Source organism: Salinisphaera sp. SWV1 (assembly GCF_052044155.1).
Classification (GTDB): domain Bacteria; phylum Pseudomonadota; class Gammaproteobacteria; order Nevskiales; family Salinisphaeraceae; genus Salinisphaera.
Genome location: NZ_JBQDYE010000022.1, coordinates 12,865 through 25,306, shown reverse-complemented (window position 1 = coordinate 25,306; position 12,442 = coordinate 12,865). Strand labels below are relative to the sequence as shown.

Here is a 12,442-nt window from a genome sequence, read left to right as displayed (position 1 = left end):
CTCACCCCAGGTTCGTGTTCTGCGACACGTCGCTTTTCTCCGCGGCGGCACGACGGCCGTAAAGCCGGTCGATTTCGCGAGCATAACAGCGCGCCACCCGTCGACGCCGGATCTTGTCGGTGGCCGAAAGCAGGCCATTGTCCTGCGTCCAGCGATCGGTGGTGACCGCGACCCGCCGGATCTGGGCGTGGGCCGGGAAGCCGGCGGTCAGCTTGGCCAATCGATCGATGAAGTAATTCTCCAGCCGCGAACTGTGCAGGCTGGCCGCCAGGCCCGGATCGAGTCCCAACCGACGCATGATCGGCACCAATCGATGGGCCGGACAGCTCACCACCGCCGCCAGCACCGGCCGCGCCTCGCCCACCACGATGGCGCGGGCGATCAGGGGGTCGAGGCGCAGGGTGTCTTCGATCGGCTCGGGCGAGGCTTTCTCGCCCGAAGTCATCACGATGATCTCCTTCATCCGGCCGGTGAGATACAAGCGCTTCTTGTCCAGCCGGCTGACCTTGTCGCCGGTATGCAGCCAGCCGCCCGCGGCCAACACCCGCGCGGTCGATTCCTCGTCGTTCCAGTAGCCACGCATCACGCCCGGCGAACGCACCAGCAGCTCGTTGTCCGGCCCGATCTTGGTGGCCACGCCATCGATCACCAGGCCGACACTGTCGAGTTCGTTGTCGTCGACCCGGTTGACGCTGACCACCGGGCCGGCCTCGGTCAGACCGTAACCTTGCAGAATCGGCAACCCGAGCCCCACCAGCGTGCGCGCCACCGGGTAGGGCAACGCCGCCGCACCGGATACCGCGACCTGCATCTGGGCACCGAACAGGCGCAGGCAACGCCGGGCGACGAAATAACGCAGCAACGGCCAGACCAGATGCGACAGCCGGAAGCCGGCGCGGCCCTGTTCGCGCTCGAATACGCTCTCGCCGATATTGATGGTGGCCACGACCAGACGGCGCACGATGCGCGGGCGACGCGCCATCCAGCGGGTCAGCTCGACGTAGAACCGCTCGTAGACACGCGGCACGCCGATCAACGTGGTCACCGGTTCGCGCGCCAGCGTCAGGCCGAGGAAGCGCGGATGCCGGCAGAACACGATGCGCGCCCCCACGATCATTGCCCGGTAGGCGTCCACTACGCGCTCGTAGCTGTGCGCCAGGGGCACGTAGGACAAGGCGCATTCGGCGTCGATTGCGGGCAGCGCATCGGCCACGCTCTGCGCGTTGGACAGCAGATTGGCGTGGGTCAGCATCGCGCCCTTCGCCCGACCCTGCGACCCCGAGGTATAGATCAGGCTCGCCAGATCCTGCGGGGCCGGCGGCTCGACGCGCGGATCGGGGCGATCGCGGGCCTCGGCCAGGGCGTCCTCGGCCGCGACCAGCCGGGCCTCGCCGGCCCGCTCGCCGGTGAACACGAAGGCATGGATCAACGTGTCACAGGCCTGCTGATCGAAAATACGCCGAACCCAGCGCGACTTGACCGCCACCATGACCTTCGCCCCGCTGTCGGCGACGAGGTGGGCGTTGCTGGCCGGCGTATCGGCACAGAACAGGCCGACCGTGATCGCGCCCAGACTCATCGCCGCCTGCTCCACGCACAGCCACTCGGGCGAATTACGCAGCATGATCGCCACACGATCGCCGCGGACCACGCCGTGCGCATGCAACACCCGCCGCCAGGCGGCCACACGCTGGGCCGCCTGGCGCCAGCTCAGATCACGCCAGACATGCGTGCGTGGCGAGTAGAACCGGTAGGCGATCGCATCGGGCGAGGCCGCCACGCGCGCATCGAACATCTGGCACAACGTGGCCGGGCCTTCGCGGTCCAGCCAGTGCGCCGGCCGACGCTCAGCTGTCGCCGGGCTCACGATGCAGCCAGGCCGCGCGGCGGGCATGGGCGGCCTCGTCGGCGGTTTTATCGATGGACAGATGCCATTCCGGCGCGGCATCGCCCGCAAGTGCCATCTCGCGAACCAGGAGCTGATCGCCCCGGAACAGATGCACACGCAACGCCGCGCCGGCCGGGTAACGGGCCAGCTGGCGCGCCAGTTCGCGCCCGACCTCGATACCGTCGAAGGCGAGCATGCGATCGCCCGGCGAAATGCCGGCGGCCTGGGCCGGGCCGTCGTCCAGTACATGCATGATGCGCGCCGGGCCCGAGCCCTCGGAAAGCATGAGCCCCATGCGCCCACGCACGATCGAGGCATCGTCGGTGGCCGGCTCGGCCAGGGCGCGAATACCGAAATCGCCGAGATAATCGGCCCAGGGCGCATCGGCCGTCGTCTGCAGATGAAAATCGAAGAAATCGACCAGATCCAGCCCCGACACCTCCGCGGCCAGACTCGCCAATGCGTTCTCGGGCGCCGGACGGTCGTCGCGACCATAGCGCTGCCAGGCGGCCTGCATGACCGTATCCAGCGAAATCCGGCCTTCGGTTTCCAGACGAATCTTGAGATCCAGGCCGAGCGCGAGCTGCGCGCCCTTGCCGTAATAACTCACCACGGCATTGGGCGTGTTCTCGTCCGGCTTGTAGAACTTCAACCAGGCGTCGAACGAGGACTGCGCCAGGCTCTGCCGGTGCCGCCCCGGCGTGCGCTCGATGCGCGTGGCGAGCTTGGCCAGCCGATCCAGATAACCCTGTTCGTTGATCACCCCGGCACGCACCAGACCGAGATCATCGTAGTACGACGTCACCCCCTCGTAGGCCCACAGATCGCGGAAATAGGCTTCGCTTGTGAGATCGGACCCGGCCACCGCGGCCGGCCGGATGCGCTTGACGTTCCACAGATGAAAATACTCGTGGCTCGCCAGGCCGAGCAGATTTTCGTAGGCCGGGTCGCGCTTGCCGGTCGACGCCACGCGGGCCGCGCTGGGCAGCGCGTTGCGCGGGACCTGCAACACGCTGGAATCGCGATGCTCCAGGCCGCCGAAACCGGCATCGGTAACCTGCGACAGAAACAGATAGCGCTCGGCAGGCAACTCGCCGAACACATCGGCCTGGGCATTGCAGACCGCGGCGAGATCGATCGCCAGCTGGCGGGTATCGGCATCGTGCGCACCGAGCAACACGAAGGCATGCGCCACCCCGCGCACGCGATAGGGCACGGTCTCGATCGCCTCGCCCATGGCGACCGGCTGATCGATCAGACCCCAGTAGTTCGTGGCCTGATAGTCGCCGAACCCGAACTCATCGACCTCGGCCGCCGGCAGCGTGGTCACCAGCGACCAGTCATAGCGCGCGGGCGGGCGCGCCAGATGCAGCTTGATCGGCGCATGTTCGTGCCCGGCCGGACGCAGCGCCAGCGAGCTGAAATTGATGAACCCGCGCATGTCGTCCAGGTAGGCCGCGCGCACCGAGGCATCCCGGGCATAGAACTCACAGGTCACACAGACCCGCTCGGCCGCTTCGGCGAGCTGCCAGCTCGATCGATCAAGCGCCGTCACGGCAATCGGCCGACCGTCGGCCGCGTCGACGGCTTCGATGGTCAGCAGATGGCGCGCGAAATCGCGGATCAGGTAGCTGCCGGGAATCCAGGTCGGCAGATGCAGGGTCGGCGCCTCGGCCGCCGCCATGCTCAGTTGCAGCGTCACGCGCAGACGATGCGCCGCCGGATCCACCGGCGTCACGATGTAATTCAGTGTCGACATGCTTGGGTTTCAGGCGCCTCCCCGACCGGCGCGATATAGAACTCGGTTAGTGTACGGGCTCAAAGCGCGGCTGCCCACGCGGGCCTGTTGCCGTTTCGTACACGTGCCGCGTTGGAGACCGCAAATCGTGTCCGGCAAGGCGCGAGTCGCCGATCGTGGCGCGCCACGATCAAGACTTGCAACGCCGCCGGGCGCCCCTAGTAAATTTTTTTATGGGCGGCCCAATCCTTCGGGACAAGCGCTGTTTTGCGGCAAGACGAGGCGTAGCGAACGTGGCGTAGGGTTCTACGTGAGAGAGCTACAACGCTGGATTGCCGCAAAACAGCGCTTGGCGCGGACGCGGACGAAACGGCAACAGGCCCGCGATTCACCAGCGCACCACCTCCAGCCCGAGCCCGCCGACCTGATGAAACAACCGCTTGGACGGACACACAGCGACGCCGTGTTCGGCCCAGGACAACAACGGCAGATCAGCATGCGAATCGGAGTAAGCCGCCACGCCCGCACCATCCTCCGGCATGCCGGACAAGGCCTTGACCCGGCGCAGTTTCTCGTCGTCGCGGCAGTTCTGGCCGTCCATACCCACCAGCCGTCCGCGGCTGTTCCACGCCGAGCGCGTGGCGAGCACTTCCTCGATGCCGAGTTTCGCGGCGATGCGCTCAACGTAGATATCGAAGCTGGCCGAGGCCAGGACCACGCGCACGCCCCGGCTCTGGAACTCGCGCAACTGCACCAGACCCTGCTCGCGCATCGCCTCAGCCAGCAGATCGTCGACGAAGCGCTCGGTCCATGCCGCCACCCGCGCCCGCGGCTCGCCGCCGATGAAGGCGCGCAGCATCTCGGTCTTGAGCCAGGTGCGGTCACCCCAGCGCCAGAACTTCAGCAGGGCCAGCGGCAGTCGCCACAACAACAGACTGCGGCGCTTCCGGTGATGGCGCAGATAACCCACGATGAACGGCAGGAACGTGTCGTATTCGGTGAGCGTGACATCCAGATCGAATACCACGATGCGCGGCGAGAATGACAATGCGACGCTCGCTGACTTAAAAATCCATCGTCACAGCTTAGCTCATCGCGCCGGGCAACCCACGCATGCCCCGTCTTGCAAAGGGCGGCCAGAGTCCCGACCATCGGCGCATTGCCACTCGCCCTTGAGCCCCATGCGCAGCCCCCGCTCTCCCAGCCTCTCCCAGCAACGCCGGCTCGCCGCCCGTCTCGGTTCCGGGCTGTCCCGGGACGTACCGCTGGCCGGCAAGACCAGCTTCGGCATCGGCGGTCCGGCCGCCCTGTATTTCGAGGCCACCACGCCCGAGGCCCTGGCCACCGCGGTCCGCGTCGCGCGCGAGGAAGACGTGGATTTCTTCCTGCTCGGCTCCGGCGCCAATATTCTGATCGGCGACCGCGGTTTTTCGGGCCTGGTGATTGCCAACCACGCCCGCGCGCTGACGGTGCGCGGCACGCGCGTGTTCGCCGCCAGCGGCGCGCTGATCTACCCGGACGTGATCGATGCCGCGGTCGGGCACAGCCTGTCCGGACTGGAACACTACGTCGGCATTCCGTCAACGGTCGGCGGCGCGCTCTGGCAGAACCTGCATTTCCTGTCGCCCGCGCCCGAGCGCGAGCGGACCCTGTTCATCGGCGAGGTGCTGGCATCGGCCGATATCCTGAGCGCCGACAACGAGCGCTGCATCGTCGATGCCGATTACTTCGAGTTCGGCTACGACCAGTCCGTGCTGCACCACCGCGACGACATCGTCCTGTCGGCGATTTTCGAACTGGAGCCGGCCAACGGCGAAGCGCTGGCCCGCGTGATGGAAGAGAATCTGCACTGGCGCGCCGAGCGCCATCCGCCGCTGGATACCGAGCCCTCGGCCGGCTCCATCTTCCGCAAGATCGACGGCATCGGCGCCGGCCGGCTGATCGACGAGGCCGGCCTGAAGGGCTTCACCTGGGGTGGCGCCCAGATTTCGCCGCGCCACGCCAACATCATCGTCAATCGCGGCGATGCCACGGCCGCCGATGTCTGCGGCCTGATCATGCACACGCAGAAAACGGTCGAGGCCGCCACCGGCTACTGGCTCACGCCGGAGATCTCCTTCGTCGGCGATTTCGCCCCGGTCAAACGGGTGCGTCAATCGGCGACCGGGTAACCGAACGGTCATCGCCCGGTCACCGATTCGTCATCGACAGCCGATAATTTCAGTTGTGTCGGCCCACACCGGCACACACCAACAATCGCATCGTGTTTGATACCGGTTTCGGGGGTATGCCCCGTGCCGGCGGCCGGCCCGAGGGCCGGTCTTTTTTTGCCACAAACGGAAAATAAATCCTTTCGATTATTTTCCAAGCGGCGTCGATCGTGCTAAACCGTCGATATAGTCATATTCCGCCGGAGCCGCGCGTGCATCGCCATCCCTATCGTCCGCGTCGCGAACTCGCCACCCACACGGTCACCAACCAGCCGCCGCCGCTGGTCGATTACAACGCGTTTGCAACCGATACGGCGCTGGCGGCCGCGCTGGCGCGCGAAGGCGGCGGCTGGGGCGCCGAACGCGCCCGGGCGTACGGCGCGATCGCGGGTGGCGAATTACTCGATCTGGGCTTCAGCGCCAACGAAAATCCGCCGATGCTGCATGCGTTCGACCGCTACGGCGCGCGCATCGACGAAATCGAGTTCCATCCGGCCTATCACCGCGCGATGCAGCTGGCCAAGGAACACGGCCTGCATTCGCTGAGCTGGACCGCGGATCGTCCGGGCGCGCAGGTCGTGCGCAGCGCCCTGTACTACCTGCACAACCAGTTCGAGGCCGGCACCGCCTGCCCGCTCACCATGACGCATGCCGCCGCGCCGGTGCTCGCCCGCTTTCCCGAGCCCGGCGCCCGCTGGCTCGATGGCGTACGGGCCGCGGCCTACGACCCGCGCGTGATCCCGGCCGCCGACAAGACCGGGCTGACCGTCGGCATGGGCATGACCGAGAAACAGGGCGGCTCGGATGTCCGCACCAACACCACCGTGGCCAGCGCCACCGACCGCGCGGGGGTATTCACCCTGCGCGGGCACAAATGGTTCTTTTCGGCGCCCATGTGCGACCTGTTTCTGGTGCTCGCCCGCGAGGGCGATGGTCTGTCCTGCTTCGTGCTGCCGCGCTGGACCGAGGCCGGCGAGCGCAACGCCATCGATATCCAGCGCCTCAAGGACAAGCTCGGCGACAAATCCAACGCCTCGTCCGAAGTGGAATTCCGCGATGCCGAGGCCTATCGCATCGGCGAGCCCGGCCGCGGCGTGGCGACCATCATCGAAATGGTCGCCCAGACCCGGCTCGACTGCATGCTCGGCTCGGCCGGGCTGATGCGCCAGGCCGCGGTGCAGGCGATTCACCACGCGCGCCACCGCGAGGCCTTTGGCCAGCGCCTGGCCGATGCCCCGCTGATGCAGGAAGTGCTGGCCGATCTGGCGCTGGAATCCGAGGCCGCGATCGCCTACGCGATGCGCCTTGCGCGTGCGTTCGAAGGTGCTACCGAGCACGAGACGCATCTGGCGCGGCTCGCCACGCCGGTGGGTAAATACCTGATCTGCAAGGCCGCGCCAGCCATGGTCAACGAGGCCCAGGAATGCCTGGGCGGCGGCGGCTATGTCGAGGAATCGATTCTGCCGCGGCTCTACCGCCAGGCCCCGCTGAACTCGATCTGGGAAGGCTCGGGCAACGTGCAATGCCTCGACCTGCTGCGCGCGTTGGCCCGGAACCCGGACAGCATCGCCGCGCTGGAAGCCGAACTGGACACGGCCGCCGGACGCCACCCCGCCTTTGATGCCCACTGCGCCGCACTGCATACGCGTCTTGGCGAAAACGCGGACGACACGGCCGATGCGCGCCGCCTGGCGGGCGACATCGCGCGCGCGCTCCAGGCCGCGATCCTGCTCACCGGCGACGCGCCATGGGTCGGCGAGGCGTTCTGCGCGGCACGCCTGGCGCCCCGCCGGCCGGACGTCTATGGCACGGCCGGCCTCGGCGACGCCGCCACGCCTTTGATCGAGCGCGCGGCCGTGATCTGATTCGTGCCTGTCACGGTATGTTCACATAGAAATAGTCTTGACCGCTGACTATTTCCAAAGAATAATATCGGCCTGCTCCATCATGGAGAGCCGAGCGTGCCCATCCGTCTCCCCGATTCCATCCGTACGCGCCTGCCGTACCTGCTGGCGCGCGCGCATCAGCGTCAGCTCGATGTGCTGGCGCGGCATACCGCGGCGTTCGACATTGCCGGGCGCGACTACGCCGTCATGCTGCTGCTGGAGGCCCATCCCCGACTCTGGCAAAGCCAGATCGCCGAGGCGCTGGGGCTGGATCGCACCACGGTCACGTATCTGGTCGACGGGCTGGAAAAACGCGACTGGGTGGCGCGCCAGCGCGATCCCGCCGACCGGCGTGCGCACGTGGTCGGCCTCACCGAGGCGGGCGAGCAGGCCCTGGCCGACATCAAGCCGGCGGTGATCGAAGCCAAGAAGGAGCTGCTCGCTCCCCTGTCCGATGATGAACAGGATCAGCTGCGCGATTTGCTCACGCGCCTGATCGCGGAGGCGCCATGAACCGTCGATTGATTCAGCTTGGCCTGCTCGGCACATTGGCCGCCGCGCCGATCATGCCGGCGCTGGCCACCGGGGCCCGGGCGCCCGGCGGTGGCGACGATTCCGCACTGGGGCCCACGCGCTCGCTGTCGCTCGAACAGGCGGTGAACGATGCCCTGGCCACTAACGTCAATACCCTGATTGCGCGCGCGAAAGAGGATGAAGCGGCCGGCCAGCGGGTCTCGGCGCGCTCGGCCTTTCTACCGCATGTCTCCGGCCAGGTCAGCGAATCGCGGCAGAAGACCAACCTCGCCGCGCAGGGCTTCAGTTTCGGCTCCGATGTCGGCCCCCAGGCCGGGGCGGCGGCGGGCGGCCCGAGTTTCCCGAGCACGGTGACCTACAACAACTTCGATGCGCGGGCCAAGCTGCGTCAGACCCTGTTCGATTACAGCGCCTGGCAGGATTACCAGGGCGCCAGGCTCGGCCAGAAGGTGGCCGCTGACAAGCTCGCGGTGGCGCGCGAACAGGTCGCGACACAGACCGAGCTCGACTACGTACAAGCGCTGTCGACACGACGCGCGGTCGCGGCCGCGAAAGCCAATGTCAAGCAGGCGCGAACACTGCTCAAACTGGCGCGCGATCAGGCGCATGTCGGCGTGGCCACCGGCCTGGACGTCACCCGTGCGCGGGCGCGGCTGGCCCGCGATCAAGCCGATCTGGCACAGCGCCGGACCGAACGCACGCGCGCCGAAATCCAGCTCGCGCGGACCACCGGGCTGCCGCTGGATGCCCATCTCAAGCTGACCGATCCGCTGGTGTTCCGACCCATGCCGCTCGGCCCGATCAATACCGCGATCAACACGGCCCTGGCCGACCGGCCCGAGATCACGGTTGCGCGGATGCGCATCGCCCGCGGCCAGCGCCACCTGGCGTCGGCGCGGGGCCAGCGCCTGCCGACGCTCTCGGTCGAGGCCGACTACGGCGCTTCCGGCAATACACCGAGCCGTAACGACCAGCCCACCTACGCCTTCGGCGCCAGCCTGAGCCTGCCGATCTTCGCCGGCGGCCGGATTTCCGGGCAGATCGATTCCGCCGCCAGCCAGCTCGACCAGCAGCGTATCCGCTTCCACGATACGCAGCGGCAAATTGAACAGGACGTGCGCACTTCGCGGCAAACGCTCAAGACCCTGTCCCAGCGCGTGCGGGCCGCCCGCGCCAACCTCACGCTCGCCAAGCAGGAGCTGAGCCGCTCGCGCGACCGGTTCTCGCACGGCGTGGGCGACAACATCGAAGTGGTCGATGCCCAGTCCAATCTCGCCGATGCCCGCAACAGCCGCATCGATGCACTGGCCGAATACACCCGCGCCCGCATCAATCTCGCCGCCGCCCTCGGCCGCGCCCAGCAATTCAGTCTCACTCAGCCGGTAACGCCATGAGCTCGACCGATCATGCCAGCGAACAGACCGCCGAACCGGCAACCCCGCCGCGGAAACGCAACGGCAAGGGCCGCCGCGTGGCGCTCATTGCCGTGACCCTGGTGGTCGTCTGCGGCCTGGTCTGGTTCGTGTGGTGGTTCCTGCATCGCAACGACGTGTCGACGGACGATGCCTACGTACAGGCCAATATCGGCCAGATCGCGCCGCGCGTGACCGGCACGGTGGCCAAGGTGTTTGTACGCGACAACGAGCACGTCAAAAAGGGCGACGTACTGTTCACGCTCGACCCGGCTGACTTCAAGGCGGCACTGGCCAAGGCCGAGGCCAACCTGCAGGCGGCCAGGGCCTCCTACAACGCCAGCCAGCAGGATCTGTCGGTCACGCGCCAGACCAGCGCGGCCGACATCGACAATGCCAGGGCGGCACTCGAATCGGCCCAGGCCGAGGCTCAGCGCGCCGAGGCGGACGCCAAACGCTATCGTGCCCTGTACGCCCGGCACGAAATCTCCAAGCAGCAGCTGGACCAGAAGAACACCCAGGCGAAATCGACCGAGGCCCGGGTGCGCCAGGCGCGCGCCAAGCTGGCCCAGGCCAAGGCCTCGCCGGATCGCATCCAGTTGAAGCAGTCGCAGGCCTCCTCGGCGAAGGCCAGGATCGCCCAGGCCCGGGCGCAGGTGGATCAGGCGCGACTGAATCTCTCGTATACCGAGATCCGGGCCTCGCATGCCGGCAAGATCGCGAAGAAATCGATCGTCGCCGGCAGCCAGATCAGTGCCGGCCAGGCTGCCATGGCCCTGGTCCAGACCCATCCGTGGGTGGTCGCCAACTACAAGGAGACCCAGCTCGACCGGGTCCGCCCGGGCCAGCCGGTTTCCATCGCCATCGATGCCTATCCGGACCATGAGTTCACCGGCCGGGTGGAATCGATCCAGCCGGGCACCGGTGTGACCTTCTCGCTGCTGCCGCCGCAGAACGCGACCGGCAACTTCGTGAAGATCGTGCAGCGCGTGCCGGTGAAAATCATCTTTTCCAAGCCGGCCCAGCTCAAGGGGCTGGATGTCTCACCGGGCCTGTCCGTGGAGCCGACCATCAACGTGGCCGGGCCGATCCAGCATCTGGACCGGGCCGATATCCCGGCGACCGAGACCGGCCACGCGCAATGAGCAGCATCGACGCGGCCGGTGACACCCCGGCCGATCCGGCCACCATCGCCGCACGCGCCGATTATCCGTCCGGCCGCTGGCTGATCGCCGCAGTGGTCGGGCTGGCGGCGTTCATGGAGGTGCTCGACATCTCCATCGCCAATGTGTCGCTGTCGCATATCGCCGGGTCGCTGTCGGCCAGCCAGGACGAAGCGACCTGGATCCTCACCGCCTATCTGGTTTCCAACGCCATCGTGCTGCCCATTTCGGGCTGGTTCTCCCAGGTGCTGGGCCGCAAGCGGTTCTTCATCGGTTCGATCGTGTGTTTCTCGATCGCATCGCTGGCCTGCGGCATGGCGCCCTCACTGGCCTGGCTGGTAGTGTTCCGCATCATCCAGGGCGCGGCCGGCGGCGGCCTGCAGCCGGTCTCCCAGGCGGTGCTGGCGGATTCCTTCCCGCCGCGCGAGCGCGGCATGGCGTTCTCCATCTACGGCGTGGCCGTGGTGTTCGCGCCGGCGATCGGGCCCACGCTCGGCGGCTGGATCACCGACAACGTCTCCTGGCACTGGATCTTTCTGCTCAACGTGCCGGTAGGCATCGTACTCACCATCCTGGCCTGGGCTCTGGTCCACGACAGCGCCGCCTACGAAAAGGCACGCAAGGCCAAGATGGCCGATGGCTTTTCCATCGACTACATCGGCTTCGCCCTGCTGATCGTGGGGCTGGGCTGTTTGCAGATCATGCTCGACAAGGGCCAGGACAACGACTGGTTCTCGTCGACCTTCATCATCGCGATGGCGGTCGCCTCGGGCCTGTCACTGATGGCCCTGTTGTTGTGGGAGCCGTTCCAGCGCCATCCGATCATGGATCTGAGCCTGTTCCGCTACAAGAACTTTTCCATCGCCAACATCATGATGTTCATGCTGGGTTTCGTGTTGTTCGGCTCGACCCTGCTGATTCCGCAGTTCGTGCAGCAGGTGCTCGGCTATACCGCAACGCTGGCCGGGCTGGTGATCTCGCCCGGCGGCTTCGTGATCGTGGTGATGATGCCGATCGTGGGCATGCTCTCCGGCCGGTTGGATGCGCGCTGGATGGTCGGCATCGGGCTGACGCTGGTCTCGATCTCCATGTTCCACATGACCGGCTTCGACCTGGACAGCTCGTTCTCACAGCTGGTGCTCGCGCGCTGCCTGCAGACGCTGGGCCTGGCCTTCATCTTCATTCCGGTGACCAGCATCGCCTATGTCGGCGTGCCGGCGGACAAGACCGACCAGGTTTCGGCCATGGTGAACCTGACCCGCAACATCGGCGGCAGTGTCGGTATTTCGCTGGTCACCACCTGGCTGGCCCGGCGCGGCCAGTATCACCACGAAGTGCTGGCCTCGTCGGTCACGCCCTACGACCACCAGACCCAGGCCCTGCTGCATCAACTGACCCAGCACTTCATGGCCACCGGCGCCGCGATCAACGAAGCGCGTCATCAGGCCCAGGCCACCATCGCCCACCTCGTGGCCCAGCAGGCCCGGCTCATGTCCTATATCGATGATTACTGGATTCTGGGGGTCGTGATTGCCTGCCTGGTTCCGCTGGCGCTGCTGATGTCATCCGGCAAGGAACACGAAGACAGCGACCCCCCGGCGGCGCACTGAG

9 protein-coding genes are annotated in these 12,442 nt (G+C 66.9%); 6 read left to right on the top strand and 3 right to left on the bottom strand.

All coding sequences use genetic code 11. The features are described from left to right. Position 1: 1 nt before the first annotated feature. From ACS8YF_RS11710 to ACS8YF_RS11700, 3 genes are all read right to left on the bottom strand, one after another. Positions 2-1,867, bottom strand: coding sequence for an AMP-dependent synthetase/ligase (locus ACS8YF_RS11710; protein ID WP_440850399.1), 1,866 nt, complete (start codon positions 1,865-1,867; stop codon positions 2-4). Next, on the bottom strand, positions 1,848-3,647 hold the full coding sequence (locus tag ACS8YF_RS11705; protein ID WP_440850398.1) for a M61 family metallopeptidase: 1,800 nt from the start codon (positions 3,645-3,647) through the stop codon (positions 1,848-1,850). Before ACS8YF_RS11705 ends, ACS8YF_RS11710 begins: the two co-directional genes overlap by 20 nt. Before the next feature lie 367 nt (positions 3,648-4,014). Beyond that, the gene (locus ACS8YF_RS11700) at positions 4,015-4,674 is read right to left on the bottom strand and encodes an HAD family hydrolase (RefSeq protein WP_440850397.1); all 660 of its coding nucleotides are present in this window, start codon (positions 4,672-4,674) and stop codon (positions 4,015-4,017) included. 133 nt (positions 4,675-4,807) lie between these two features. On the opposite strand from ACS8YF_RS11700, the gene murB reads away from it, so the two are divergent. The 6 genes from murB to ACS8YF_RS11670 all read left to right on the top strand — a co-directional run bounded on the left by murB (position 4,808) and on the right by ACS8YF_RS11670 (position 12,441). Then, a complete protein-coding gene (gene murB / locus ACS8YF_RS11695; protein ID WP_440850396.1) occupies positions 4,808-5,797 on the top strand; it encodes a UDP-N-acetylmuramate dehydrogenase in 990 nt (329 codons plus the stop codon). A gap of 251 nt (positions 5,798-6,048) precedes the next feature. Beyond that, on the top strand, positions 6,049-7,701 hold the full coding sequence (locus ACS8YF_RS11690; RefSeq protein WP_440850440.1) for an acyl-CoA dehydrogenase family protein: 1,653 nt from the start codon (positions 6,049-6,051) through the stop codon (positions 7,699-7,701). A 96-nt stretch (positions 7,702-7,797) separates the two neighbouring features. After that, positions 7,798-8,235 (top strand): MarR family winged helix-turn-helix transcriptional regulator, encoded by a 438-nt coding sequence (locus ACS8YF_RS11685; RefSeq protein WP_440850395.1) that lies wholly within the window; start codon positions 7,798-7,800, stop codon positions 8,233-8,235. Continuing rightward, positions 8,232-9,650, top strand: a complete 1,419-nt coding sequence (locus tag ACS8YF_RS11680; RefSeq protein ID WP_440850394.1) for a TolC family protein — start codon at positions 8,232-8,234, stop codon at positions 9,648-9,650. Before ACS8YF_RS11685 ends, ACS8YF_RS11680 begins: the two co-directional genes overlap by 4 nt. Continuing rightward, on the top strand, positions 9,647-10,813 hold the full coding sequence (locus tag ACS8YF_RS11675; RefSeq protein ID WP_440850393.1) for an HlyD family secretion protein: 1,167 nt from the start codon (positions 9,647-9,649) through the stop codon (positions 10,811-10,813). The genes ACS8YF_RS11680 and ACS8YF_RS11675 overlap by 4 nt, the downstream gene beginning before the upstream one ends. After that, complete coding sequence (locus ACS8YF_RS11670; protein ID WP_440850392.1) at positions 10,810-12,441, top strand: DHA2 family efflux MFS transporter permease subunit; 1,632 nt, start codon at positions 10,810-10,812, stop codon at positions 12,439-12,441. The genes ACS8YF_RS11675 and ACS8YF_RS11670 overlap by 4 nt, the downstream gene beginning before the upstream one ends. Position 12,442: the final 1 nt, after the last annotated feature.

What these genes read in the sequence shown, in the direction of transcription:
- ACS8YF_RS11705 (WP_440850398.1), bottom strand. Translation starts at nt 3,647, where the DNA reads ATGTCGACACTGAATTACATCGTGACGCCGGTGGATCCGGCGGCGCAT.
- murB (WP_440850396.1), top strand. Translation starts at nt 4,808, where the DNA reads ATGCGCAGCCCCCGCTCTCCCAGCCTCTCCCAGCAACGCCGGCTCGCC.
- ACS8YF_RS11670 (WP_440850392.1), top strand. Translation starts at nt 10,810, where the DNA reads ATGAGCAGCATCGACGCGGCCGGTGACACCCCGGCCGATCCGGCCACC.
- ACS8YF_RS11680 (WP_440850394.1), top strand. Translation starts at nt 8,232, where the DNA reads ATGAACCGTCGATTGATTCAGCTTGGCCTGCTCGGCACATTGGCCGCC.
- ACS8YF_RS11675 (WP_440850393.1), top strand. Translation starts at nt 9,647, where the DNA reads ATGAGCTCGACCGATCATGCCAGCGAACAGACCGCCGAACCGGCAACC.